Raw genomic sequence first — 25908 nt, 5'->3', positions numbered from 1 at the left:
CCGAACAATGCAAATGGCACAACAATCAGTGCCAGAATGATTTTTGCCATCCACCCTTGTGTATGTTTTCTTAGTGCTTCTAACATTTTTTAATTTCCATTACCTGATTTTTCGCAACGGCAAACTATACCATAAACCCGTTAAAATCGCCCTAATCCAGCAGTTGCAATTGCTTTAAAAGCATATAGTTAACAAGCCTAGCAGACGAAAACCAATATATTAAAAGTTGGGAATTGTGATTACTCGCCAACATTTCAAATACAAATCTAAATTTGATTCATTCGCTTAATACGGTTTGTGCTGATATACAAATATTTCGATGATGGTCAAAGCAAATCACTTGTAGCTACCCAATACTAGAGCATGAGTTCATCACCGACTTTGTTACTTCCGAAAGTTGATTCGCCAACCGATAGTTACACTTAACATTAACTAATTTATCGACATATAAACAGATGCAATAAGCAAAAAAAACGAGTTAGGGGTTAACCTAACTCGTTTCGATATTGGCGGAGCGGACGGGGCTCGAACCCGCGACCCCCGGCGTGACAGGCCGGTATTCTAACCAACTGAACTACCGCTCCAGTAATCGTCAAAAATGAAATTATAGCACGATATTTTTTATAATTTCAACAACTATTTTCTAACTATTTACCGCTACTTATTGTTGCTTATTAAAGTAACTTATTAAGTGTGGCAAGACTCAAAAAATTAAGAGCGCAGACATCGCACTCTTGATTTTTAAATTGTCTGGTGGGTGCTAACGGGGTCGAACCGCTGACATTCGCCTTGTAAGGGCGACGCTCTACCAACTGAGCTAAGCACCCGTAACAACCCAAGTGTTGCTACAGCTGGCCGAGCATGTTAGCGCTCAACCAAAGCACGCTAGTTTACAGCATCTTTCAGACCTTTACCAGCCCTAAATTTAGGAGATTTAGCAGCTTTAATGTTGATTGTTGCCCCAGTACGAGGATTGCGGCCGGAACGGGCTGAACGCTCACCTACATAGAATGTACCAAAACCAATTAATGTTACCAAATCACCTTTTTTCAGTGCACCAGAGATTGCTTCTGTCGTTGCATCCAGAGCACGAGCGGCTGCGGCTTTAGAAATACCGGCTGCATTAGCAATATGATCTATCAATTCTGATTTATTCACGTGTTTCCCCTATCTAGTTAAAAAAACAGGTACATCCTGTATTGCCTTTATATCAAGCCGCAAAACGAGCTGTCAAGCGCTAATCCCGCCTTTTGACAATAATTCGCATCAATTTGCCTAATGCGTGACTGCTTGTTCAGGATTTGCGTCTCCTGCAGCCACAATTTCGACTGTTTCAGTATTCACTGCAAGTGGTTTTGGCGCGCTTTCCAATGCGAGATCCAGCACCTGGTCTATCCATTTCACAGGGTGAATTTCCAAGTCTTTTTTGATATTTGCAGGAATATCAACCAGGTCTTTTTCATTGGCTGACGGAATCAATACTGTCTTGATTCCACCACGATGTGCTGCCAGCAACTTCTCTTTTAAGCCACCGATCGGCAACACTTCACCACGCAAGGTAATTTCACCAGTCATAGCGACATCAGCACGCGCAGGAATGCCAGTCAGTACAGATACAAGCGCAGTTGTTAATGCAATCCCTGCACTTGGACCATCTTTAGGCGTAGCCCCTTCAGGAAGGTGGATATGGATGTCCTTTTTCTCATAGAAATCCGGACTGATACCCAGACCTTCTGCACGACTGCGTACCACGCTCATTGCTGCTGCTACAGATTCTTGCATCACATCGCCCAATTTACCGGTAGTGGTGGTTTTACCTTTACCCAGCAACGTTACCGCCTCGATCGTCAGCAATTCGCCACCTACAGAGGTCCAAGCAAGGCCAGTCACCTGCCCTACCTGGTTTTCTTTGGCTGCGACACCAAAGTCATAACGCCTCACCCCAAGGTATTGCTCAAGGTTTTTGCTGGTGACATTGATTTTCTTAACCGTTTTGGTTTTGCCTTGAGCTAACAATTGCTCTTTCACCGCTTTACGGCAAATTTTAGCTACTTCCTGTTCAAGGCGGCGTACACCGGCTTCGCGCGTGTAATAACGCACAATATCGCGCAGAACACTTTCTGCTACAGAGATATCAGTGGTTTTCAGTGCATGTGCTTTTAGTTGCTTAGGTAACAGGTAGCGCTGGGCAATATTGATTTTTTCATCTTCGGTATAGCCTGAAAGACGAATAATCTCCATACGGTCCAATAAAGGCTCTGGGATATTCATGCTGTTAGCCGTGGCAACAAACATCACATCACTTAAGTCATAATCAACTTCGACATAGTGATCAGCAAATGTATGATTTTGCTCAGGATCAAGTACCTCTAATAGAGCAGACGATGGATCGCCGCGCATATCCTGACCCATTTTATCTACTTCATCAAGCAAGAATAACGGGTTTTTAACGCCAACTTTAGTCATGCTTTGCAGTACTTTACCTGGCATGGAGCCGATGTAAGTACGGCGGTGACCGCGAATCTCCGCTTCATCACGCACACCACCCAAAGCCATACGCACAAACTTGCGATTGACTGCTTTGGCAATACTTTGTCCAAGCGATGTCTTTCCGACGCCTGGAGGGCCTACTAGGCATAAAATTGGGGCTTTTAACTTACCAACACGTTGCTGCACGGCAAGATATTCAACAATACGTTCTTTAACCTTATCCAGGCCATAATGATCGGCATCTAGAATGTCTTCAGCAACTTTCAAATCTTTACTGATCTTGGTTTTTTTCTTCCAAGGCAGATTAAGCAAAGTGTCAATGTAATTACGGACAACAGAAGCCTCTGCTGACATTGGCGACATCAGTTTCAGTTTTTTGAATTCTGCAGTGACTTTTGTTAAAGCTTCTTTTGGCATGGCAGCATTTTTAATGCGCTGCTCTAGCTCATCCATCTCGGCATTTTCATCTTGCTCGCCGAGTTCTTTCTGGATGGCTTTAACTTGTTCATTCAAATAGTATTCGCGCTGGCTCTTTTCCATTTGCCGCTTCACACGGCCGCGGATACGTTTTTCAACTTGCAGGATATCTATCTCTGACTCCATCAGATACAACAAATGCTCCAGGCGCTCAATCACACTGAGCATCTCCAGCACTTTCTGTTTCTCTTCAAGTTTGAGTGTCAGGTGCGCAGAAATAGTATCTGCCAGGCGACCTGGTTCATTAATAGTCGACAGGGAAGTCAGTATCTCAGGGGGAATCTTTTTGTTTAATTTGACGTATTGATCAAACTGGGTCATGACAGTGCGCATCAGGGCCTCAGCCTCTTTATCGCTCTGGTCAGTTTGTTCGACTTCTTCCCCCAATGCCATAAAGCACTCATCGGTTTCGGTGAAATCGGTAACACGCACTCGATGCAGACCTTCAACCAGTACTTTCACTGTGCCGTCAGGCAGCTTAAGCATTTGTAATACGGTAGCCAAAGTACCAATCTCATACAGGTCTTCAGCAACAGGATCATCTTTATTCGCAGATTTCTGGGCTACCAGTAAGATTTTTTTATCACCCTCAGAAGCACGCTCCAAGGCTTTTACTGATTTGGCACGGCCAACAAATAAAGGAATGACTAAATGCGGGTACACCACAACATCCCGTAATGGCAGCAACGGAATCAAGGTGGTTTCTTCTGGAGTCTCAGCGTCAAACAAAGTGTGTTCAGTCATAGCTTCTTTCAAAAAGTGTCAAAGGCATATGCCTTTGCATTTAGATGGGAACGTACTTTGAAAATTCAAGAGAACTGACTCTCTCGAGACATAGATGGTATCTTGCAATAGCCTGTGGGCTATTGCAAGCATGATTTAACTCGCGTTTTCAACGCGTTTTTGGGAATCCTGATAAATCAGGATTGGTTCGGAGGTATGCTCAATCACACCGGCATCGACAATGACTTTAGACAAGTCTTTGATGGATGGCAATTCGTACATAAGATCAAGCAACGAATGCTCCAATATAGAACGCAAGCCACGAGCTCCGGTTTTTCTTTCCAATGCTTTTTTCGCAATCAATCGCAAAGCAGAGTCTTCAAACTCGAGGTCAACACCTTCCATTTTGAATAATTTCATATATTGCTTGGTCAGCGCATTTCTTGGCTCGACCAGAATTGTCATCAATGCCGCTTCATCCAGCGATTCAAGTGTCGCTACTACTGGTAGCCGACCAATAAACTCAGGAATCAAGCCAAACTTGATTAAATCCTCAGGCTCAACATCACGCAATACTTCGCCTACAGCACGGATATCTTCCTTACCCTTTACCTCAGCACCGAAACCAATGCCGCCTTTTTCTGAACGATGACGTATCACCTTATCCAGGCCGTCAAACGCACCTCCGCAAATAAACAGAATATTGGTGGTATCTAACTGCACGAATTCTTGATTAGGATGCTTACGCCCTCCCTGAGGTGGGACAGAAGCAATCGTACCTTCGATCAGTTTCAGCAAAGCTTGTTGCACCCCCTCACCCGAGACATCACGGGTAATCGAGGGATTATCGGATTTACGGGAAATCTTGTCGACTTCATCGATGTAAACAATCCCACGCTGCGCTTTTTCGACGTCGTAATCGCATTTTTGCAGCAATTTCTGCATGATGTTCTCTACATCTTCACCGACATACCCTGCTTCCGTCAACGTAGTGGCATCCGCCATCACAAATGGGACATCCAGCATACGTGCGAGTGACTGCGCTAAAAGTGTTTTACCAGAGCCTGTAGGCCCAATCAGCAAGATATTGCTTTTCTGGACTTCTACATCATCCTTACCTGTTTGGCCACCCTCAGAAAGTGGGTTATAACCCAAACGCTTATAGTGGTTGTAAACCGCTACTGACAAGTTCTTTTTAGCCCGTATCTGGCCGATTACGTATTGATCCAGAATGGCGCAAATTTCTTGTGGTGTAGGCAGTTTTTTATCCGCAGACTTTATCTCGTTAAGACTTTGAATTTCTTCACGAATGATGTCATTGCATAAGTCCACGCATTCATCGCAAATAAATACGGATGGACCTGCAATCAGCTTTTTAACTTCATGCTGACTTTTGCCACAAAACGAGCAATACAAAAGCTTTTCGCTATCTGACTTATTGGCCATATTTATTCCCTTGCTGGTCGTCTTTCACTGATATTTAAACAGCACGTGCGGCAATTACCTGGTCTACCAATCCATAATCTTTGGCAGCATCAGCACTCATAAAATTATCACGGTCTGTATCCGCAGCAATCCGGTCAACCGGCTGGCCGGTATGATGCGCCATAATGCCATTTAATTTATCTTTCAAATACAAGATCTCTTTGGCATGAATGGCGATATCAGACGCCTGGCCCTGAAAACCACCCAAAGGCTGGTGAATCATCACACGGGAGTTAGGTAAACAGAAACGCTTGCCCTTGGAACCCGCTGTTAACAGGAATGCACCCATACTCGCGGCTTGACCGATACATAAGGTGCTCACATCTGGCTTGATAAACTGCATGGTGTCATAAATAGACATACCAGCGGTCACCGATCCTCCAGGTGAGTTAATGTACAAAGAAATATCCTTGTCAGGATTTTCAGCTTCCAAAAACAGCAATTGCGCTACCACCAGGTTCGCGGTCATATCATTGACCGGGCCAATCAGAAAAATAACCCGCTCTTTAAGCAAACGGGAGTAGATGTCATATGAACGCTCACCTCTACCACTTTGCTCAATGACCATAGGGATATACCCCAGACCTTGCGGCTCCATTCTTTCCTGCATCATGCCATCATGTGCGTTCATATAATTCATGGTTTAAGCACCCATCATCAATTCATCAAATTTAATTTTCTTGTTGGAGACTTTTGCTTTTTCCAGCACCCAAGCCACCACATTCTCTTCGGTTGCCAATGCTGCTGGCTCATCCAGCCGTTTCACATCTGCATAGTACCAAGTAACCAACTCGTCAGGCTTCTCAAAACTCAGGGCAAAAGTATCAACCATTGCACGCACCTGGTCAGCACTGGCTTGCAGGTTATTGGCATTGACGACTTCGGTCAGGATCAAGCGTAGTTTTGCATTACGCTGCGCCTGTGCTTCAAACATCGAAGCTTCCATAGGGACTGTCTGCGGGTCCACGCCACGCTCGCGCAGGTTTTGCGCTGCCACTTGCATCAAACGGTTAGTTTCAGCAGTTACTATTGCTTTTGGCAATTCAAACGTGCTTTCGTTCACCAATGCGTTAAACACGCCTTCTTTCAAACGGGCAGAAATGCGTTTGGCCACTTCTTGCTCAAGACTTTGTTTGATCTCAGACTTCATAGTGTCCAGATTGCCATCTTCCACACCCAGGTTTTTAGCGAACTCTGCATCAATTTTTGGGTAAACCGGTTGTGACACCGAAATAAACTTCACTGCATAACTGACGGTCTTACCTGCCAGTTGAGCAGGATTGTGGTCAGCAGGATAAGTGATTTCAAATGTCTTTTCAGTACCGGCTTTGCCACCGATCAATGCATCATCAAACTCAGCAACACGGCCAGGCTCACCAATCACCAGGTCAATGCCACGGTCACCGGTGCTTTCCACTTGCTCGCCATTGATGGACGCGCTTAATGTGATATTGATACGGTCAGCTTTTTTTGATGCGCGTTTCACAGGCTCATAAGTCACACGCTGCTTAATCAATACATCCAAAGTTTTTTCAACATCAGCGTCAGTGACTTCTAAAGTCGGGCGCTCGATTTTTACTTTGTTTAAATCGCCGATTACCACTTCAGGGAAAATCTCAAAAGTCGCGACATATTCCAACTCTTCAGCGGCTTCTTTAAACGGAAGATGCTCAATATTAGGGAAGCCGGCAACACGCAGTTTATTTTGCTCAACAGCATCACCAAAGCTGGTTTCTACCGCTTTGGAATAAATCTCATCACGCACCTGATTACCATAATGCTGATTCACCAGACCGACAGGCGCTTTGCCCGGACGGAAGCCTGAAAATTTGGCGGTGCGCGAAATTTGTTGCAACCGTTGTCTGATTTGCCCTTCCAGCGGAGCCAAAGGGACTTTAATTGTCATGCGACGTTCCAAGTTGCTGACTGTTTCAACAGATACTGCTGCCATGCTGCACTTCCTGTAAAAATCGTTTAATAACGATGGGTTATGTGAATGGACGCGCCTTGCACGCCTTAATGAATGTTTAGCATAACCTGAACATACTTTATAAGCTTTACAAAGTGATCAAATCATGAAAAAAGAGCATAAAAATATAACACAAGTAGCAATTGAAATAAACTTCAAAACGGTACTCAACCCGGATGCATATTGCAGATGGGAGCCTGCCCGTGTTGCCTATGTGAAACAATACAGATAAAACAATAGACTTGCGATGATTAAATAGGTCTTAACACCTTTAAATCTCGCCCAACGCCACAATCGCTTCGATCTCAACCAGTACATCACGCGGCAATTTAGCTACCTGCACGGTGGAACGCGCCGGCGTATGGGTTCCGAAAACCTCGCCATATACCTGGTTCATCGCCACAAAGTCATCCAGATTTTTCAAAAAAACAGTCGTTTTAACTACTTGGTGCAGATTACCGCCCGCCGTTTCAATAATGGCTTGCAGATTTGCCAGCACTTGCTGGGTTTGCGTCACAACATCACCGTCATTCAGGCTTCCATCAGGACGCAAAGCGATTTGCCCTGAGGTATACAGCATGTTACCGACGATAACGCCTTGCGCATAAGGGCCGATCGCAGCAGGTGCATTTGGTGTTTGTACGATTTTCATGATTTATTCCATTGTGATTAAGTCAGCTACCAAATAAGGCTTTGCCCAAACAATAAAGGCCTCCTCGGAAGGAAGCCTGATTGATCGTAATACAATTTAAATTTTTATAAATTTTAAATTTCAGCCTTAAAACTTATACCATACGTTTGTCATATGGCTTTAAATGTATGGTGCGAAAGGAGAGACTCGAACTCTCACGCCTCGCGGCGCTGGAACCTAAATCCAGTGCGTCTACCAATTCCGCCACTTTCGCATTGCCAGCCATGCACGCGAACATTTATGCGTGCACCACCGACTTCGCCATTATAGCGCATTCGCGCCGGGCTCACAATCTGCCTGACATCACATTGACAAGCCGGGCATTCAACTGCAAGATGCGGAATTGATTAATGTAAATAAGTTAGTGTCAGGACAGGATATGCATTCAGCCGAAGAAAACATGCTCAGAGCAGAACTTGAGCTTTTAATGAGAGAACGCGAAGTGTTACTCAAAATTGCAGGGGTAGCTGCGGGATTGATTGCAGAATTAAATTCGGCAGACCTTCCGATCCGTACTGTAGAGGCTGCTGATTTACTGGCCACCAGCATTAACCAGTTACCGGAAGACCTGCTCCAGGATGCACTGGACGCAGTCAACGCGACTATCGTCGAATAGTACCTAGTGTTAAGTGTTTTGATCACATTGAGTGATTCCACAGCCATACAGTGCGCCATTTATAAATACTGTTGACGATATGCGCTACCTAGCCTGCTTTTGCCCGCTTTTGCTTGCAGCATGCGGTATCGCTTATCAGGCCAAGCCGATTCAAGAGCAGCAAAATGTTGAAACCATTCAGCAAGCTTCACCAACGCAAGAAGGTTTCCGGCAGTTTGTGCATACGCAATACCCGCAAACTGCCTGGCCAATCAATACATGGGATATAGACAGACTGACATTATCAGCCCTGTACTTCCACCCTGCCCTTAAAGTCGCCAAATCGGATTATGCCGTGGCACTGGCTGGCATTACCAGCGCGGGCCTGCGCCCACTTGTGGGTTTAAATGGCCAGCTCTCGCGCAGCAACCAGGCCAACGGCGATATCAATCCATGGGCGTATGGTCTGCAAGTTGACATTCCGGTGATTACTGCCAACAAACGCCAGATCAACATTGATATTGCGCAGTACCAGGCAGACATTGCCAAAATATTGATTTCAGAAACAGCCTGGATGCTGAGACAGCAACTTAGCCTGGATCTTATCCTGTTAGCCGAACAACAGACATTACATGCCAGCCTGTCAAAATTGCAAAAATCGCAGGCAGATTTGTTAAATGCCTATCAAAAAAGGCTGGATCTGGGTGTGGCCGGCAAATCAGATCTACTGCCAATACGCTTGCAGCATGATCAAGCCGCCTGGCAGCTACAACAGCTGACATTGCAGATTAAGCAAACCCAGCAAAAAATCATGCATGATGCCGGCCTGACCGACCAGCAGAATGTATCGCTGAATATCGCACCACTGAATATATCGCAAGTGCTAAAGGCCCGATTCGACCAGCCACAAGCCTACCAGAATGCCAAGACAATCCAGCATTATGCATTGACCAACCGCATGGACATCCAGCGCGGGCTAGCCCAGTATGCCAAGGCTGAGTCACAACTAAGGCTGGAAATGGCAAAACGTTATCCTGATTTGTCATTAAGCCCGGGGATTCTGTATGAATATGGTGACAGGATATGGGCTCTTGGTATTGGCGGCATGCTGAACCTGCTGAATAAATCATCAGACCTGTGGGCACATGCCGAGCAGGTGCGGCAGAACGAAGCGACCCGCTTCTATGCCTTGCAGCATCAGATTATTCAGTTATCTGAGCAAACCTACTTAAAATATCGTGACGCAGCCAATTTACTCGTAACGATGACTCAGGAATACACACAGCAATCGAGTCGCAAGCAGCAACTTGAAAGCCAGTGGCGTAAAGGCCTGATTGATAAAACGGAATACCTGCAAACTGAAATCCAGTTTTATGCCGCACAGCAACGGCTGGTCATACAACAGGCGAATGTGCTGCGTGCACTGCAGGAAATTGAAAATGTGATGCAAAAACCATTGCTTTTATCAGAGCAATCCATGACATTTGCCATAAAGACAAAAGAGGCGCCATTAAAATGAATAAAAAAGCACTCTGGATTATCGGGGCTCAGATTGCATTGATTATCCTGCTGATTTGGGCGGTCGTTCTGGTTGGCCGCGATGAATACGAGACGATGCAGGATGAGAACGAAGAAGAAATTGAAGGCCCGGTGCATGTAGTAGAACAAAAAGGCCTTCAAGTCGTACAGGTAAACCTGGCCACCCAGCAAAATAGCGGCATCAGTGTAGAACCGCTACAACCATATGATTATCATGGCAATATCAAGGTTCTCGGCTCTGTAGTCTCTATCCAGACACTGGTTGATTACAACAGCCAGTACCAGCAATTGAAAACGCAACTAGCCATTGCCGAAAGTGTATTACCTAATCACCAATTGCAATATCAACGCTACAAACAACTGAATGAAGACGATAAAAACGTCTCTGATAAAGCGGTTCAAGAAGCACAGGCATTGGTGATTAATGACCAGACCCAGATAAAATCTGCCCAGGCACAACTGAAAGCGTTGACCGATACCATCGTCGCGCAATGGGGAAAACCGCTGGCGGCGCTGATCACGCAGCACCCTTCAACCGGGCCATTGCATGATTTGCTGTTGCAAAAAAAAGTATTGGTACAAGTCAGCTTCCCGCTGAATTTCAAAGAACCCGAAGCGAATTCGACCATTTTTATTTCGCCGATCCAGGATGAAATTAAGCCGATACGTGCCGACTATGTTTCCCAGTCTATCCAGACAGATATCAGCAATATCGGTAAAACATATTTCTATAGTGCACCGGCAGATTTCCTGCGTGTAGGCATGCGCGTCAATGTCGTCCCCGCGCAGTCTTCATCCTCTATGTTAAAAGGTGTGATCGTGCCTAACCAGGCAATTGTCTGGCATGGCGGCATGGCCTGGATCTATGTCAAAACAAAGGCCGATACATTTTTACGCAAGCCGGTGGCATCTGATGTTGAGCTTGATAATGGCTGGTTTGATAACAGCCTGCGCCCGGGGACCGAAGTTGTGACACATGGTGCGCAACTGCTGCTCTCGGAAGAGTTTAAATTCCAGATTAAAAATGAAAATGACGACTAAGCCGCATCAGGAAAAACGCTTGAAAGAGTTACAGGCATGATGTCAGCACTGGTCAGATTCGCGATTCGATTTTATGGCGTCATTATCGGCCTCGCGCTGCTGGTATTGGGTTATGGGACTTATAGCCTGACACAAAGTGATTTAAACGTCTTCCCGGAATTCGCACCTACCCAAATCGTTATCCAGACAGAATCTCCCGGCTTGTCAGCAAGCCTGGTGGAGAAACTGGTCACCCAGCCGATTGAAAATATTATTGCCGGTGCGATAGGCATTAAAAGTCTGCGCTCGCAGTCTATTCCGGGATTGTCGGTTATCACGGTTATTTTTCAGGATAAATCGGATATCTACCGCAATCGGCAGATTATCGCCGAGCACCTGAATATGCTGGGTAACCAGTTACCTCCTGGCATTATCCCCAATATCACGCCGCTCACTTCTTCAGCCAGTACAGTGCTAGGTTTGGGTGTCACCTCGGACAAACTGAGCCTGATGCAACTGCGCACCTTGGTTGATTGGCATTTGACACCGCATTTGATGGCGATTCCGGGCGTGGCGGATATCAATGTCTTCGGGGGCGAAGTCCGTCAGTTCCAGATCAAGATTGATCCGCGCAAGCTGATGTTGTACCAGCTAAATGTGCAGGATGTAGTAAATGCTGCCAGCCGGGCCACTGGTGTACGCGGCGCCGGTTACATACAAAATGACAATCAACGCATTATTTTAAATAGCCAAGGGCAAACCACTACGCCGCAACAGCTGGGTAATATCACGCTGATTCGCAAGCTTGGCCGCACCATACGTATACGAGATGTGGCCGAAGTCGCTGAAGGGGCAGCACCTTCTATCAGCGCTGCTGCGATTAATGGCAAACCTGCTGTATACCTGTCAGTGCAAGGCCAGCTGGGTGCAAATACTTATGCGCTGACCAAATTACTGGAAAATAAGCTCAGGGATATCAAACCCAGCCTGACAAATCAACAAGTTACTTTGCATGAAGGCCTGTTCCGGCCGGCTAACTTTATTGAAACAGCCATTAAAAGCTTGCGCTCCGATATCCTGATTGGTTCGACGCTGGTCATCGCCGTGCTATTTGTATTTTTGTTCAATGTACGTACTGCACTCATTTCGGCGACTGCTATCCCGCTTTCGCTACTTTCTGCGATTGTAGTCCTGCATCAATATGGCGTAGGCCTGAATATCATGGTTTTAGGTGGGCTCGCCATCGCTTTGGGTGAAGTGGTTGATGATGCCATTATTGATACGGAAAATATTTTCCGTCGCTTGCGCGAAAACCGGCAGCTTGTGCAACCATTGCCAATTACGCAGGTGGTATTCCAGGCTTCCATGGAGGTTCGTGGTTCTGTGGTCTATGCCACCATTATCGTCGCGCTGGTTTTTTTGCCTTTAATCACGCTTACCGGTGTGGCAGGTAAACTGTTTGCGCCGCTTGCTTATGCCTATATCTCAGCCATTATGGCTTCTCTGGCAGTCGCTTTGACACTGACACCAGCACTATGCTACGCCTTGCTCGGCAAAGCGCGTCTGGACAATAATGAATCGCCGTTACTGCGCTGGTTGAAACAAAAATATGTCAAGGTGCTGCACCATATTGAACACCGTTACCAGCTAATCCTGATCACCAGTTTTGTCTGTATTGCGCTTGGCCTGGTTCTTTTACCTTTATTCAGAAGCCAGTTTATCCCGGCATTGCATGAAGGTCATTACATCCTGCATATGACTACGGTGCCGGGCACTTCAGAGGTGCAATCACTCAAGCTTGGCAACCAAGTCACTAAAATATTGCTGGAAATACCTGGCGTGAAGAGCGTCGCCCAGTGGGTTGGCCGTGCACCGAATGCCGCCGATACTTTTGGCACGCATTACAGTGAGTTTGAAGTTGAGATCGGTACCGTTTCCGGCGCGGATCAGGAACGTATTTACCGTAGCATCCGTGAAGAACTCTCAGGTGAGACAGAGGATGACGATGACGACGGCAAAATAGAATTAGGGTTTTTAGGCGCCAACTTTGCAATTAACACCTTCTTGAGCGAGCGCATCGAAGAAACCATCTCAGGCTATGCCGCAGGCTTGGTTGTTAATATTTACGGGCATGACCTGGATGCCCTTGACCGCGATGCACAAAAAGTAGCGAATGTGCTGGGGAATATCCGCGGCGTGCGGGACGTGATGGTGCAATCACCGCCGGAAACACCTGAAATCGCCATCCGGCTCAAGCAGGAAAAACTGTCTTTGTGGGGGCTGCAGCCGATAGATGTACTGGATACAGTCAGGGCCAGTTATGAAGGCGTGCCGGTTAACCACGTGTTCATGGGCAACCGCTCGATTGGCGTCAGCGTATTATTGAACGACGCCAACCGGGACGATATCGCCGATATGCGCAATATCCCGATCTTCAACCCTGAAGGCCAAATGCTGAAACTGTCCGATGTCGCTTATATTTCGCAGGAAGGTGGCCGCTCCAAGATATTGCACTCAGGTGCAAAACGCATTCAAACCATCACTGCCAATATCTCTGGCCGTGATCAGGAAGTTGTCTTGAGTGAAATACAGAAAACACTGCAGCATAAAGTTACACTGCATACCGGAAACTATATGGAGTTTTCCGGCGAAGCCGAGGCCAATGCTGAGTCGCGCAGGGATCTGATCGTCCACTCGATGGTGGCTGGGGTGGCTATTTTCCTGATGCTCTATATAGCCTTTGGCAGTTTGCGCAATCTATTACTGACATTCGCCAACCTGCCTTTCGCGCTGATAGGCGGCGTGGTGGCAACTTTCTTTGCCGGTGGCTGGATTTCAGTCGGCACCCTGGTAGGCTTTGTCACGCTATTTGGAATCACGTTGCGCAACTCGATCATGATGGTGTCGCATTTCCAGCACCTGGTTGATAAAGAGGGTTGCGAATGGAACCTGGAAACCTGCATCCGTGGCGCGTCTGAACGATTGCCCTCAGTGCTGATGACAGCGCTGGTGACTGCGCTTGGATTGTTGCCGCTCGCCATAGGCAGTGGCGAACCGGGCCGGGAGATTGAAGGCCCGATGGCGATGATCATCGTCGGGGGCCTGATTTCTTCGACCATACTCAACTTGCTGATCTTGCCCACCATCATGCTGCACTTCGGTCAGTTTGAGAAAACAAGCCCGTTTGAAACTACTGGATCAGGCGTCCAGTAAGCACTTTCGTATCCAGCCCTTGTGCAAACAAATCAGATTCGCTTTGATGAACTATCCAGGACTGAAATCCCGATTGTGGCAATATTTTAGATAATCCCGCATCCAAAATACCCATGACTTGCAGATCAGCCAGTGCAAAAGAAGTTTCTGGCTGCTGCACCCTGTCATCGGACTTCACTAGTATCAAGTGGCTGGCTTCCAGCTGACAGGCAAGCCAGGCAGCTAAACTGTCGGAAGTCGTTTCCCAGTTTTCCGGCAGCGCAGTGTCGCCCCATAATTCAGGGTTCAACGCCATTTCGCTAGGCAACCAGACCAGTCCCCGGTGCTGCCAGCCGCGTTCAGCAATCTCCAAGGGATTACGTGCTAAAGCGAGTTCTGGCAACATGGCAACCAGGCTGCGCGCCATTTGATCCATCGCATAAATCGCCAGTGTATGCGCATGCAAGTCACTGATATGGCCCTCTCGCAGCCCCGCACGCAATTGCTGAAATTGACGCACCGCATCGGCATACACACCGCCGCCTGGCACAATAATGACTTTCCCATCCCCCCAACGAACAACCAGCTCCAGCCATTTGAGCAGACTGTCATGGTGTGTCACGCTTCCTCCAAGCTTGATCACCCACATGATGTTTTCCCGAAAAAATTAAGAATGCGTTTTAAATTGCGCCACCAGTTTAAGAAACTGCGAAGCTTTATCCAGCGTTTCCTGGTATTCCTTATCGCAATCAGAGTCAGCAACAACGCCGCCACCTGCAAAAAAGGTCATGGTCTGGTTACAGATAACCGCTGTGCGTATTGATATATTGGTATCCATACTACCATCAAACCCGATGTAGCCTATGCTGCCACAATAAATGCCGCGCCTGTGCGGTTCCAGCTCTTCGATGATTTCCATTGCTCGCAATTTAGGTGCCCCGGTAATTGACCCACCGGGGAAGCAGCCGCGAAGCAAATCAAGCGCGTGATAGCCACTCGCAAGCACACCACGCACAATGCTGACCAGATGATGCACATTGGTGAATCGCTGCAAGCGGAACAAAGCATCGACCTTGACCGAGCCGATTTCGCATACTTTGCCGATATCGTTGCGCAGTAAATCCACTATCATCAGGTTTTCGGCCCTGTCCTTGATGCTATGCGCTAATGATTCGGCTTCAAGCTTGTCCAGCTCGGCATCCGAATGCCTGGGCCGGGTACCTTTGATGGGGCGAGTTTCCACCTTATTATCGCTCACCTGTAAAAAACGCTCCGGGGACATGGAAAGCACTTCGAATGACATACCCTGCCCGTCATCCACCTGTAAATAGGCCATAAACGGTGCTTTACTTAACTGCCGGAACTGGTCATAAGCCTGCCATGCATCGCCTTGCACCTGGACTGCCAGCCGTTGAGCAAGGTTAATCTGGTAGCAATCTCCTGCCAGAATATAGTTTTTTACTTTCTGGAAAGCCTTCGCATAGGTTGGCTTGTCCATATTATGCGCTATGTCGCCAACTACGCTAAATGCCTGATCCTTAGGCTGATCCTTAGGCTGTAATAAGCTTAGCTGCAATGCACGTAATGATTCAGGCGTGTTAAACCGAGCATGTGAAACCAGGTGGCAACAGCGTTTATGATGATCCACCACAATCGCCCAGTCATAAATACCGACCAATAATTCTGGCACAGGCATGTCCTGTGTAGCCAGTTCCGGCATAGGTTCAATGCTGCGTCCTAAATCATATGAAAAATAACCCAGTGCACCACCGGCAAAAGGCACATCGGTGACACGGTCAACCTTGTGCGGTGCTAAGAAACGCTTGATGACTGCGAAAGGATCCTCTTCATATTGTTGAAGCGCATGATCAACATGCACCTCTGTCACCGGACGACGATGAATAATTCTGGCCACCGGTTCCGCAACCACAATGTCAAACCTGGCACCGAGGCTCACCTCTTCATCTACTGAAAACTGTTTCTCTACGGTATCAACACGCCCACTTTCCAGCAACATGGGCCACAGCATATGCCTGACCTGTGTCAGCCAATAAGCGCCTTCGTGATAAGGTAACTCTAATTGAATCAATGCCATGCTTGCCATAATCTCGCAACGGCATACGCCGGAAAACACACTTCTGCGTCGTTTTTTAATTGGGGATCATCAGCCAATATTGATGCGGATGCCGGTTTGTATATCATACCTAAGCGATGCGCGATCTCAGGCAACAAAAAACTGCCTGCCCCTAGCCCTGTTAAGGTTTGGGGTTGCATAGCTGATTTTTTTATACATGATTGAATCGCATCGACCAGCATCGACAATTGTTTATACCTGAATGCTTGTGCCAGCGAGCGCCAATAGACTGTATCGCCATCTTCCAGGTCATGTCCTACCATGCGTGCCAGACGCCGCATGCTAGCCTGCAAAGAGCGATCCTGAGCATCGGCTGTAGCTGCCAGATCATGCTTAGGAAGTAATTCTTCCAGCACGCGATAAACGTCGGCAGTGGTAGCAAAATACTCGGCGGCAATATGGCGCGCCTGCTTTTGCCAATCAATATAAGGCCCCAACGCCATCAGAGGCGTACGGACCACGCCAGTGTAGAGCAAACCTTGGCTGGTCATGCGTTCAGCGTCTGTCCAGCCATTAGTCTGCACCTGATGTGCATTGCAAACCGTAATATCGCTGGTGGTGCTACCAATATCTACAATCAGCATGGCTGACTCTACATTCGTTTCTGCGAGACATTGCGCTGAAGCGTGCCAGTTCATAGAGGCAATATCAGATTCCTTGCCATCCACTGATGCAACAAACGAGGCTTTATCATTCTGTGAAACCATATAGAACATGGCTTGTGGCAATCGTTTTTTCACAGTGTCTGCAATAGCGCGTACGCCTTGCACACGGTTCTCAAATAAATCTACCAGTTCACCAGTCATGGTTACCATATGCGCGCATTGATCTGGTTCCAGCGACCATAAATCCAGCAGTGTTTGCAATGAGTCTTCGAGCAGGTCCAGACCTTTCCATAGAGCACAGGCCTGCTGTGATACACGCAAGACGCGCCCTTGCGCATCCAGCATCACTGCTTTCACATGTGCGCCGCCTATATCCCAACCAACCACCACCTTACTCATACTGCAAAACTTTCATTCGACCCAGCATCGGACTCTGCATCAAATTCCCCTTCAACAGATGGCAATACCAGAGAAACCGACGATTGCGCTGCATACGCTGACAGCCTGTTATATAAAACCGCATCCAGTATGCTTTTTGCTGGATTCTCCGTCAGTAATTTGGAAAGTTGAATATAGGGAGTCGTCAATCGAGGATTAATCTCAACCAAGGTTAACGCATTGTTATCCGTCAATATCATGTCCGCACCCCAATAACCAATCAAACCCGGAATAGCTTTTTTAACGCGTTCTGCCAGCACTTGCATCAGAGGTAAATATTGCGCTGCCTCATTCACCCCTGCGCCCTCAAAGCCAAAACGTCCCTGGTTAATAGTTATCCTTTGCTGATGGCCTGCAATGACTTTCACTTGGTCTTTGGTAGATAAAACAGACATGCTTAAAGCTTGCCCAGCAATATAAGGTTGCAATAGTAATTGCTCATAAGGCACTGAGTGATTATTTTTTATTTTATTATTAAATTCATTAACTTCTGAATCATTTTTAAAGTAATAAGTGAATTCGCACCCAGCCCCATCATCGGGTTTAACTACCCAGCCAGCAGTACTATCTCCATAAAAAGGCAGGGATGGTAATGGCATTAACACTTTTAAGTAGCGACAAGGAATCACTGAAATCTCTGCCTGATCGCAAATATTGGTCATCATCGATTTTGAAGTTGTTTTCCTGATGGCATCTGCGCTACAGCCGATCCAGCGTTTTCCTGCCTCTTGTACCAACTGATACATGCGTTCGAGTATGCCATCCGTCTCCGGAGCTATTACCCAGCAAGCATCTATATCGTTGGCAGCCAATTGCTTGCGCCAGAGTGCAAACACATCATCTGCAGGTTGTATAGCTACGCTAGATATGCTGACTGGGGGCATCACCCTGGCATCGTGGCTGGTGATACAATCCACATTCAGTTCCGATAAGTCAGCCAGCAGAGCATCACGCATCAGCAGGCCTTCCTGTAACAGGCTTGCGGGCAATGCTTCAGAGGCCAGGCCACCGGCACTGACATATTCACAAACCCAGATTTTCAAGCGAGATTTATTTTGCATATTATTCCCGTCATCGATTTGATGCATGGTCAGGTGGTACAGGCCATACAGGGGCAACGTCAATCTTACCGCCCAATACAATCACGATTGACTGATAGCCATGCTCTGCTCGATGTCGTGGCTGCTATTTTACAAGTTTATCCATTTGACTGTGTGTATATTGCTGATTTAAATGCCATCACTGGCAATGGGACCTTAGCTCATCACCGTGCCCATATTGCCGACGCCATACAGGCTTTTCCACACATTGAATGGTGGATAGATGCCGGGCTTACAAGCCTTGAAACACTTGAACCCTGGCTGGATGATGCGATCAGGCCGATCATCGCCAGTGAATCACTGAGCGATTTGCAAACTTACCAACAACTGCGTCACCTGGCCGAAAACAGCGTGTTATCGCTGGACTACTTTCAGGATGGCTTTCATGGCCCCGAGCGCCTGCAAACGGATTACGTGCATTGGTCGCAGCCCACCATCGTGATGAGTCTGCCCAAGGTAGGTGCAAACCAGGGCCCGGATGTAGAAAAGCTATTAGCGATAAAACAAAATACACAGACATCGCTATATGCTGCCGGTGGGGTCAGGCATATTGAGGATATTCAAGCACTTACCGACGTAGGCGCTGACGGCGTGTTGATTGCTAGCGCATTGCATCAAGGGAAAATCACATCAGCAGAGTTGCATCGCTTGGCCCAATAAAAAACCGGCCATTCAGCCGGTTTTTATGAGAGGAATAACGCTTATTCCAGGTTTGCGTGCAATGCGCGCATACCTTCTTCAGTCAGGCCTTTAGCGTGAATCAATTCAGAAATTGCGCCTTCCAGGAATACTAGGGTAGACAACTCAAACTGACCACCCATAGGCATACCTTTAACTAATGGGAAGCTGTCGTCTTGACCGATCTGGACAACCAGGTCAGCCACATCTGCCATGGCAGAGGATTTCTTCATAGAAATAACCACTAATTTAGCGCCCACTTCTTTGGCTTTTTTCACGAATGGCAGCAGGGTTGCAGTACCGCCAGAACCGGAAACCAAAATCAGCAAATCACCTTTTTTGATGGCTGGAGTCACTACTTCGCCGATCATGAAAACGCTGTAGCCAGAATGTACCAAACGCATTGCAAAGAAACGTGAGACCAACAGTGAGCGACCTGCGCCCCCAATAAATGTTGAGCCTGCTTCTTCAACTAATTTCAGTAATTCAGCCGCTTTCGACTTATCAGTCACGTCTAAAATACGTTTTAAATTGTCCAAAATAAACTGTTGATGATCCATGTTTTTGTCCTGTGTATTCAAAATATCAAATAAAAAACCCGACACATTGCTGAGTCGGGTTTTTATAATCGCTTATCAATAATTACTTATTGATACTTAAAAAATTAAGCGTGAGCGATAGCAGTGATTTCAGCAGCAGAAGCAGCTGGATCAGCAGCGCCGTAGATAGCAGCACCAGCAACGATGATAGTCGCGCCAGCGTCACGTACTTGAGCAGCTGTAGCAGCTTTAACGCCACCAGCAACAGAGATGTCAACACCCAGGTTCAAACCTGCGATCGCTGCCAAGTCAGCGAAAGGAGTTTGACCAGCAGCTTGTTGGTCCAAACCAGTGTGGATACCGATGATGTGAGCACCAGCAGCAACAACTTCTTTAGTTGTAGCAACTTTGTCTTCAACGCTGATCAGGTCAACTTGTGCTTTTTTGCCGTATTTGTTAGCAGCTTTGATTACGCCTTTGATTGTACCGATGTCGGATACACCCAAAACTACGCAGATGTCAGCACCAGCTTTGTAGAATGGCTCTGACTCGTACTCACCAGCATCCATAGTTTTCAAGTCAACCAGGATTTTGTTGTTTGGGAATTTAGCACGCAGAGTTTCCAGCAATTTGATACCGTTGTGCTTGATGCATGGTGTACCGATTTCCAGAATGTCAACGTGCGGAGCAACTTTTTCTGCCAAAGCAACAGTTGCGTCAAAATCCAATGAGTCTAATGCCATTTGAGTTAATGCCATGTTTTTCTCCAAATATTAATAAGTTTCTAAATGCTATTTCTAGCGTACTACCAATTCAAGCTGGTCGCTAATAGTAAGCTGGCAGCCAAAATAAGTCAATGTCACAGGCCAATTTAGCCTGAGTGAAAAAATCAAAAACGGGCAGGTCCTGCCCGTTCTCTCATGTTCTCACAGAGATATTACAGTTTTGCGGCTAATGCAGTTTCCAGTTTGTTTTGGTCAGCCACGAAACCGCGGATGCCCTCAGCTAACTTCTCAGTGGCCATAGGGTCCTGGTTCAATTCGAAGCGGAACTCTTCCTCTGTCATTTTGGCAGGTGCCTCTTTAGTTTTGCCGCCATCTTTCAATACTTGAACCAATGTTCCTTCAGTGGCTGCCAGGTCTTGCAGCAGATTAGGAGACACAGTCAAGCGGTCACAACCAGCCAGGGCGATCAGCTCACCAGTGTTACGGAAAGAAGCACCCATCACCACTGTTTTGTAACCGTGTTCTTTGTAGTACTGGTAGATAGCACGTACAGAAACCACACCTGGATCAGTTTCCTGTGTGTATTCTGTACCTGGGTTTTTCGCTTTGTACCAGTCAAGGATACGGCCAACGAATGGAGAAATCAGGAATACGCCAGCTTCAGCACAAGCACGTGCCTGGCCAAAACCAAATAGTAACGTGAGGTTACACTGGATACCTTCTTTTTCCAGTTGCTCACCGGCTTTGATGCCTTCCCATGTAGAAGCCAGTTTGATCAGCACGCGCTCTTTTGAAATACCAGAATCTTCGTACAGTTTGATCAATTTACGGCCTTTAGCGATCATGGCATCGATATTGAAAGACAAACGGGCATCTACTTCAGTAGAAATACGGCCTGGAACCACTTTAGTGATTTCAGCGCCAATCAGCACAGCCAGTTTGTCGGCTGCATTTTCAATTTGTTGCTCTTTAGATCCGCCTTGCGCTTTTGCGTAAGCAATAGCTGTCTCGATCAGAGGTGCGTACTCAGGAATCTGGCTGGCTTTCAATACCAGGGATGGATTGGTAGTAGCGTCTACCGGTTTAACACTTTTAATCGCTTCAACATCACCTGTGTCAGCCACAATAGTGGTGATCGCTTTCAACTGATCTAATAAATTTGCCATTCGTTTGCTCCTAAAATGCAATTATCGTTACGTATAGTTATACATAGAAACCGCCAATATTATAACTGAATTTAATCGAGTTAGTTAAGCGCTGTTGTAATAACTAGCTGATTGCATGACGTTTAAAGCACACCTGAGCAAAGCCTTTTACTTTGATTCAGATCAAGGAATGGCAGCTATAACCTGTTGCCATGACAACCAGTTTGGCTTTTCATCTCCCCCCTTTTCGGGCACAATTATTCTTTTTTGCAAGTGTTCAATCAGTTTGAAATATGGGTTCTGTCACCTCTTTAAATAAAGAACAACACAAGACTCGCTTCGCACAATTACCTGTTGACTGGTACCTCAATCCGGAAATTTATGCATTAGAGCAAGCGCACTTGTTTCCGCTTCATCCGCAATATGTCGGGCACGCTTGCATGACGCCTGATACAGGCGATTTTCGGGTATTGGACTGGATGCACAACGCAATGGCTCTGGTGAATAACCAGGGCACGCAGCAGTTGGTGAGTAATATCTGCCGTCATCGCCAGGCAGTCATGCTTTCCGGCCAGGGCAACACCCAGCATATCGTATGCCCGCTCCACCGCTGGACTTATGATTTGAATGGCCAACTGCTTGGCGCACCCCACTTTGAAAAAAATCCTTGTTTGCATCTGGAGAACCAACCGCTGAATGACTGGCAAGGTTTGTTATTTAAAGCTACCCAGCCCACACCTAAAAGCAAACCATTGCAGATTGCCGACACGCTTAAACAACTGGGCTGCAAGCAGGAGTTCGATTTCACCGGCTATTACTTTGACCAGGCGGTTGTTGATCACTATGACTTCAACTGGAAAACCTTTATTGAGGTGTATCTTGAAGACTACCACGTCGGCCCTTTCCATCCTGGCCTGAATCAGTTTGTGGATTGTGGTGAGCTGAACTGGGAGTTCGGTGAGCATTACAGCGTACAGACCGTGGGCTATAAACCACTGCCGGATTATAGCTTGTCTCCGACATATAAAGCCTGGCAACAAGCAATTACCGATTACCAGGCGGGTAAAAATCCAAAATATGGTGCGATCTGGTTTGTGCTTTATCCTTTCCTGATGATTGAGTGGTACCCGAATGTGTTGGTCGTATCGCACATCATCCCGACAGGTGTGGATTCCTGCAAAAATGTAGTTGAATTTTATTATCCGGAAGATATCGCCCTGTTTGAACGCGAATATATCAAAGCACAACAAGCCGCCTATTTTGAGACTGCTATTGAAGATAACGAAATCTGCCAGCGCATGCATGATGGCCGCAAAGCGCTTTACCTGACTGGTAAAGATGAGCGCGGCCCTTACCAGCATCCGATGGAAACCGGCCTGGAACATTTCCATCGCTGGTATCGCGCACGAATCGAGTCTCACCTGCCCTCACATTCTGTGCGCTAGTCAGATCACTTCATTTTGTTTGCTTTATCTCATCCGCGACACTGGAAACTAGGCAGCCTATGGATGCTGGTGGCTGGTGTTGGCTTTGCGGTCATGGGCGCATGCGTAAAAACTGGCTCCCAACGCTTCAGCAGTACAGAATTAGTGTTCTATCGGTCAATGTTTGGTTTTATTACTATCGCTGCGATGGTTTACTGGCAAGGCAAGCCGCTCAAAACCCCGATGTTGCGCAAGCAGATGAGCCGTGCATGCATTGGGTTTATCGCTTTACTGCTATTTTTTTATGCCATTGCCAATTTACCGCTAGCAACGGCCATTACCCTTAACTATACCTCGCCGATGTTTCTGGCATTGTTATCTCCATGGTTGCTCAATGCCGAACAACCCTTATCACGCAGGCAGCAAAACACCTTAAATTTTTGTGTGATCGCCGGGTTTGTTGGTGTGACTTTGTTACTTCATCCTAGATGGGAGCCCAATTCATGGCTGGCTGGCGGTGTCGGTTTGCTTTCCGGTATGGGTGCTGCCCTGGCTTATGTGCATGTCAAACAATTAGGCATGAGTGGTGAGCCCGATTGGCGGACGGTGTTTTATTTCACACTGGTTTGCACTGTCGCCAGCGGCAGCCTGATGCTGAATACCCAAATCACCTCGTTACAGTGGCAGGATTTACCGTTACTACTGGGCTTGGGAATCTCCGCCACCATCAGCCAGCTCGCACTGACACGCGCTTACCGCACCGGACGTACCTTGACCGTCGCCAGCCTGGCTTACAGCACCATCGTGTTTGCAACTTTGCTGGGGGTGATCTGGTGGGGTGAACATCTATCCTGGATTGAATACATGGGAATGTTATTGATCATGCTGAGCGGGATTGTCAGTTCCCGCACTAGCAGTCCGCGCCAGTCTGCTTAAGGTTCGAGCAGGCCACAGCGCATGGCAATCAGCGCTATTTCTGCTGAATTCTGGGCATTCAGTTTTTGCTTGATATTGTATAAATGCGTGCCTACCGTCCGTGGACTTAAAAATAAGGTCTCCGCTATTTCATTGGTGGATTTACCGCGTGCCAGTGACATAAACACCTCAAACTCACGTTCACTCAATACATCGACCGGGTTCTGTTCACCTGACAATTGCTGAATTGCCATCTGTTGTGCCACGCTGGCTTCAATATACTTTTTACCGTTAGCCACGCTGCGGATCGCTTTAATCAACTCTTCGGCCGCGCTGCGCTTGGTGACATAGCCCATCGCGCCTGCATTCAACACCCGTTTTGGATGTACCGAATCTTCGTGTGCCGACAGGACCAGGATTCTGGCGTGATTATCCTTGGCCAGGATACGCTCTATGGCCTCCATTCCGCCTATGCCAGGCATCGTGATATCCATCACCACTACTTGCGGATGATGCTCCACATACGCGCGGATGGCTGCCTCACCACTTTCGGCCTCAGCAATCACCTTGATATCCTGATCGGACTCCAGCAGCATTTTGAACCCCATTCTGACGACTGCATGGTCATCTACCAGCATCACGCTAATCATATTTATTTTCCTTGTTAAGCAGCCTGTAAAGGTAATCGAATTTCAACCATTGTTCCTCGGCCCGTATCAGGCTGTGAAACCACTTTAAATTGTCCATGCAGGGCTTGTACCCTTTCACGCATGCCGAGCAGGCCAAAATGTCGCGTTTGGTCAATCTCTTTTTCAGGCATGCCAACACCATCATCGATAATCGTCAGCAACAAATCATTGCTCCCTGAAGTGATATGCACTTTAATTGACTTCGCATGCGCGTGCTTGATCGCATTATTGACAGCCTCTTGCACGATTCTATAAATATTAATATTCACGTTTTCGCCCATGGGCTGGAATTGCCCAGTGACCTGTAACTGAATATCCAGCGTTGTGTGCTGCGTCTGATAGCCAGCCACCATATCACGCAAGGTCTCTATCAAACCCATGTTATCCATCGCCGCCGGACGCAACTGGCGGATGATATTGTGCATGCCATCGTAAATATGATTGGCAGCCGCCACAATGGTTTGCGCGCTGGCAGCAATATCGGGTGTTTTATCCTTAGTCTTGTTCACAATTGCCACCGCAAACGTTTTAATGGCGGTGACGTATTGCCCCAGCTCATCATGTAGCTCGCGCGCCAGGCTACGGCGTTCATCTTCAATATGTTGCTGGATCAGCTGTGTCAATTGCCGGTTCTGCTCCAACTGCCGTTCGGCATCCAGTGAAACCGCCATTTGATTCAGGCTGGCGCCTATACGATCAAACTCTGGCAATGAAAACCGTGGCAATCTGGTAGTTAAATCACCCTGCTCTATCTGGTTGATGCCGCGCAATATATGATGCACAGGCCGCAAAGCATGGCTTAACAAACCGTAAACCAGCAAATTAAGCAGCACAAAAAAACCGGTCCCCATCACAATCAGCTGCAAAAATCCGGACCAGGCTTCTCTGATCGAACCTTCGGCGCTGGAAGTGATAATGAGGATGCCGTAACGTACACGACGCGTGACCGTTTCCACCTTCGGTGAAACCAGCTTGACGAACCATTGCGGCGGGTCAATTTCTGTTTTAAAGGTGGAGCCGGGAGAAATATATAGCGGGGTATTCGAATAATCATATAACTCAATACGGCTGCTACGCACATAACCCAAAGACTTGAGAAAATCCTGCAACACATAATGGGTTGGGCCCAGGCTGGGGTTCATGGCAGAACTCACAATCACGGTATCCAGTAATTGCACCGTCACCCGCATGGCCGCCTCCACCCGCTCGCGTATGCTGTCGCGCGTATCCCGTACCAGCACCACGCCGGCAGCCACCAAAAAGGCTAATGAAAGCATGGTGACCAGCAGGTTTAATCGAAAACGTAAGCTCATTTTTTATCAAGCGCTGAAATAA

Annotated in this window: 23 protein-coding genes and 3 tRNA genes; 7 read left to right on the top strand and 19 right to left on the bottom strand. The window is 47.2% G+C overall.

The window, feature by feature from the left end; all coding sequences use genetic code 11:
- From VK958_RS13940 to VK958_RS06275, 10 genes are all read right to left on the bottom strand, one after another.
- Positions 1-86, bottom strand: an 86-nt coding sequence (locus tag VK958_RS13940; RefSeq protein WP_414683861.1) for a SurA N-terminal domain-containing protein, incomplete at its 3' end; no start/stop codon positions are given.
- A gap of 421 nt (positions 87-507) precedes the next feature.
- Positions 508-584 (bottom strand) — tRNA-Asp (locus VK958_RS06315).
- Between the two features lie 167 nt (positions 585-751).
- Positions 752-827: transfer RNA gene (locus VK958_RS06310), tRNA-Val, on the bottom strand.
- 58 nt (positions 828-885) lie between these two features.
- On the bottom strand, positions 886-1158 hold the full coding sequence (locus tag VK958_RS06305; RefSeq protein WP_055825077.1) for an HU family DNA-binding protein: 273 nt from the start codon (positions 1156-1158) through the stop codon (positions 886-888).
- A gap of 117 nt (positions 1159-1275) precedes the next feature.
- Positions 1276-3711: an endopeptidase La gene (gene lon, locus VK958_RS06300; RefSeq protein WP_325239908.1), complete on the bottom strand. Its 2436-nt coding sequence runs from the start codon at positions 3709-3711 to the stop codon at positions 1276-1278.
- Between the two features lie 135 nt (positions 3712-3846).
- On the bottom strand, positions 3847-5136 hold the full coding sequence (clpX, locus tag VK958_RS06295) for an ATP-dependent Clp protease ATP-binding subunit ClpX (RefSeq protein WP_325239906.1): 1290 nt from the start codon (positions 5134-5136) through the stop codon (positions 3847-3849).
- Positions 5137-5170: 34 nt separating this feature from the next.
- Positions 5171-5815: an ATP-dependent Clp endopeptidase proteolytic subunit ClpP gene (clpP, locus tag VK958_RS06290; RefSeq protein WP_325239905.1), complete on the bottom strand. Its 645-nt coding sequence runs from the start codon at positions 5813-5815 to the stop codon at positions 5171-5173.
- Between the two features lie 3 nt (positions 5816-5818).
- Positions 5819-7126 (bottom strand): trigger factor, encoded by a 1308-nt coding sequence (gene tig, locus VK958_RS06285; RefSeq protein ID WP_325239904.1) that lies wholly within the window; start codon positions 7124-7126, stop codon positions 5819-5821.
- 289 nt (positions 7127-7415) lie between these two features.
- Complete coding sequence (locus VK958_RS06280) at positions 7416-7796, bottom strand: RidA family protein (protein ID WP_325239903.1); 381 nt, start codon at positions 7794-7796, stop codon at positions 7416-7418.
- A gap of 168 nt (positions 7797-7964) precedes the next feature.
- Positions 7965-8049, bottom strand: a tRNA-Leu gene (locus VK958_RS06275).
- A 165-nt stretch (positions 8050-8214) separates the two neighbouring features.
- Here VK958_RS06275 and VK958_RS06270 point away from each other — a divergent pair.
- From VK958_RS06270 to VK958_RS06255, 4 genes are all read left to right on the top strand, one after another.
- Positions 8215-8451 (top strand): hypothetical protein, encoded by a 237-nt coding sequence (locus tag VK958_RS06270; protein WP_055825094.1) that lies wholly within the window; start codon positions 8215-8217, stop codon positions 8449-8451.
- Positions 8452-8530: 79 nt separating this feature from the next.
- The gene (locus tag VK958_RS06265; RefSeq protein ID WP_325239901.1) at positions 8531-9949 is read left to right on the top strand and encodes a TolC family protein; all 1419 of its coding nucleotides are present in this window, start codon (positions 8531-8533) and stop codon (positions 9947-9949) included.
- Positions 9946-11010, top strand: coding sequence for an efflux RND transporter periplasmic adaptor subunit (locus VK958_RS06260; protein WP_325239900.1), 1065 nt, complete (start codon positions 9946-9948; stop codon positions 11008-11010). Before VK958_RS06265 ends, VK958_RS06260 begins: the two co-directional genes overlap by 4 nt.
- A gap of 36 nt (positions 11011-11046) precedes the next feature.
- A complete protein-coding gene (locus VK958_RS06255; RefSeq protein WP_325239899.1) occupies positions 11047-14202 on the top strand; it encodes an efflux RND transporter permease subunit in 3156 nt (1051 codons plus the stop codon).
- Here VK958_RS06255 and VK958_RS06250 read toward each other — a convergent pair.
- From VK958_RS06250 to VK958_RS06235, 4 genes are read right to left on the bottom strand one after another with little or no spacing between them, the layout of a single operon-like run.
- The gene (locus tag VK958_RS06250; protein WP_325239898.1) at positions 14180-14830 is read right to left on the bottom strand and encodes an amino acid kinase family protein; all 651 of its coding nucleotides are present in this window, start codon (positions 14828-14830) and stop codon (positions 14180-14182) included. The genes VK958_RS06255 and VK958_RS06250 overlap by 23 nt on opposite strands.
- Before the next feature lie 18 nt (positions 14831-14848).
- On the bottom strand, positions 14849-16276 hold the full coding sequence (pabB, locus tag VK958_RS06245; protein ID WP_325239897.1) for an aminodeoxychorismate synthase component I: 1428 nt from the start codon (positions 16274-16276) through the stop codon (positions 14849-14851).
- Positions 16267-17319: a hydantoinase/oxoprolinase family protein gene (locus tag VK958_RS06240; protein WP_325239896.1), complete on the bottom strand. Its 1053-nt coding sequence runs from the start codon at positions 17317-17319 to the stop codon at positions 16267-16269. The genes pabB and VK958_RS06240 overlap by 10 nt, the downstream gene beginning before the upstream one ends.
- Positions 17316-18419 (bottom strand): ATP-grasp domain-containing protein, encoded by a 1104-nt coding sequence (locus VK958_RS06235; protein ID WP_325239894.1) that lies wholly within the window; start codon positions 18417-18419, stop codon positions 17316-17318. Before VK958_RS06235 ends, VK958_RS06240 begins: the two co-directional genes overlap by 4 nt.
- On the opposite strand from VK958_RS06235, the gene VK958_RS06230 reads away from it, so the two are divergent.
- Complete coding sequence (locus VK958_RS06230) at positions 18414-19118, top strand: HisA/HisF-related TIM barrel protein (protein WP_325239893.1); 705 nt, start codon at positions 18414-18416, stop codon at positions 19116-19118. The two genes, VK958_RS06235 and VK958_RS06230, sit on opposite strands and share 6 nt — an antisense overlap.
- A 41-nt stretch (positions 19119-19159) precedes the next feature.
- Here the strand turns inward: VK958_RS06230 and hxlB are convergent, their stop codons facing one another.
- From hxlB to tal, 3 genes are all read right to left on the bottom strand, one after another.
- On the bottom strand, positions 19160-19696 hold the full coding sequence (gene hxlB / locus VK958_RS06225) for a 6-phospho-3-hexuloisomerase (protein ID WP_055825121.1): 537 nt from the start codon (positions 19694-19696) through the stop codon (positions 19160-19162).
- Positions 19697-19800: 104 nt separating this feature from the next.
- Complete coding sequence (gene hxlA, locus VK958_RS06220) at positions 19801-20433, bottom strand: 3-hexulose-6-phosphate synthase (protein ID WP_325239890.1); 633 nt, start codon at positions 20431-20433, stop codon at positions 19801-19803.
- A 179-nt stretch (positions 20434-20612) separates the two neighbouring features.
- Complete coding sequence (gene tal, locus VK958_RS06215) at positions 20613-21566, bottom strand: transaldolase (protein WP_325239888.1); 954 nt, start codon at positions 21564-21566, stop codon at positions 20613-20615.
- A gap of 272 nt (positions 21567-21838) precedes the next feature.
- Between tal and VK958_RS06210 the strand changes: the two genes are divergently transcribed.
- Both VK958_RS06210 and VK958_RS06205 read left to right on the top strand, forming a co-directional pair.
- Positions 21839-22990: an aromatic ring-hydroxylating oxygenase subunit alpha gene (locus tag VK958_RS06210; protein WP_325239887.1), complete on the top strand. Its 1152-nt coding sequence runs from the start codon at positions 21839-21841 to the stop codon at positions 22988-22990.
- Positions 22991-23005: 15 nt separating this feature from the next.
- Positions 23006-23905 carry a DMT family transporter gene (locus VK958_RS06205; protein ID WP_325239885.1) on the top strand — a complete coding sequence of 300 codons (900 nt, stop codon included), beginning with the start codon at positions 23006-23008 and terminating at the stop codon, positions 23903-23905.
- Here the strand turns inward: VK958_RS06205 and VK958_RS06200 are convergent.
- Together VK958_RS06200 and VK958_RS06195 are read right to left on the bottom strand one after the other, a co-directional pair.
- Positions 23902-24540, bottom strand: coding sequence for a response regulator (locus VK958_RS06200; protein ID WP_422655917.1), 639 nt, complete (start codon positions 24538-24540; stop codon positions 23902-23904). The genes VK958_RS06205 and VK958_RS06200 overlap by 4 nt on opposite strands.
- A gap of 8 nt (positions 24541-24548) precedes the next feature.
- Positions 24549-25850: a HAMP domain-containing sensor histidine kinase gene (locus tag VK958_RS06195; protein ID WP_414683860.1), complete on the bottom strand. Its 1302-nt coding sequence runs from the start codon at positions 25848-25850 to the stop codon at positions 24549-24551.
- Between the last annotated feature and the right edge of the window lie 58 nt (positions 25851-25908).

It is taken from the genome of Methylophilus sp., assembly GCF_035460085.1.
In the GTDB taxonomy this organism is placed as follows: Bacteria; Pseudomonadota; Gammaproteobacteria; order Burkholderiales; family Methylophilaceae; genus Methylophilus.
This window is presented reverse-complemented; position numbering and strand designations above follow the sequence as displayed.

Coding starts and splice junctions, on each gene's coding strand:
- VK958_RS06240 (WP_325239896.1), bottom strand. CDS start 17,319: ATGAGTAAGGTGGTGGTTGGTTGGGATATAGGCGGCGCACATGTGAAA.
- VK958_RS06235 (WP_325239894.1), bottom strand. CDS start 18,419: ATGCAAAATAAATCTCGCTTGAAAATCTGGGTTTGTGAATATGTCAGT.
- VK958_RS06210 (WP_325239887.1), top strand. CDS start 21,839: ATGGGTTCTGTCACCTCTTTAAATAAAGAACAACACAAGACTCGCTTC.
- VK958_RS06195 (WP_414683860.1), bottom strand. CDS start 25,850: ATGCTTTCATTAGCCTTTTTGGTGGCTGCCGGCGTGGTGCTGGTACGG.
- VK958_RS06255 (WP_325239899.1), top strand. CDS start 11,047: ATGATGTCAGCACTGGTCAGATTCGCGATTCGATTTTATGGCGTCATT.
- hxlB (WP_055825121.1), bottom strand. CDS start 19,696: ATGGATCATCAACAGTTTATTTTGGACAATTTAAAACGTATTTTAGAC.
- tig (WP_325239904.1), bottom strand. CDS start 7,126: ATGGCAGCAGTATCTGTTGAAACAGTCAGCAACTTGGAACGTCGCATG.
- clpP (WP_325239905.1), bottom strand. CDS start 5,815: ATGAATTATATGAACGCACATGATGGCATGATGCAGGAAAGAATGGAG.
- clpX (WP_325239906.1), bottom strand. CDS start 5,136: ATGGCCAATAAGTCAGATAGCGAAAAGCTTTTGTATTGCTCGTTTTGT.
- VK958_RS06260 (WP_325239900.1), top strand. CDS start 9,946: ATGAATAAAAAAGCACTCTGGATTATCGGGGCTCAGATTGCATTGATT.
- tal (WP_325239888.1), bottom strand. CDS start 21,566: ATGGCAAATTTATTAGATCAGTTGAAAGCGATCACCACTATTGTGGCT.
- VK958_RS06265 (WP_325239901.1), top strand. CDS start 8,531: ATGCGCTACCTAGCCTGCTTTTGCCCGCTTTTGCTTGCAGCATGCGGT.
- VK958_RS06280 (WP_325239903.1), bottom strand. CDS start 7,796: ATGAAAATCGTACAAACACCAAATGCACCTGCTGCGATCGGCCCTTAT.
- VK958_RS06250 (WP_325239898.1), bottom strand. CDS start 14,830: ATGTGGGTGATCAAGCTTGGAGGAAGCGTGACACACCATGACAGTCTG.
- VK958_RS06270 (WP_055825094.1), top strand. CDS start 8,215: ATGCATTCAGCCGAAGAAAACATGCTCAGAGCAGAACTTGAGCTTTTA.
- hxlA (WP_325239890.1), bottom strand. CDS start 20,433: ATGGCATTAACTCAAATGGCATTAGACTCATTGGATTTTGACGCAACT.
- pabB (WP_325239897.1), bottom strand. CDS start 16,276: ATGGCATTGATTCAATTAGAGTTACCTTATCACGAAGGCGCTTATTGG.
- lon (WP_325239908.1), bottom strand. CDS start 3,711: ATGACTGAACACACTTTGTTTGACGCTGAGACTCCAGAAGAAACCACC.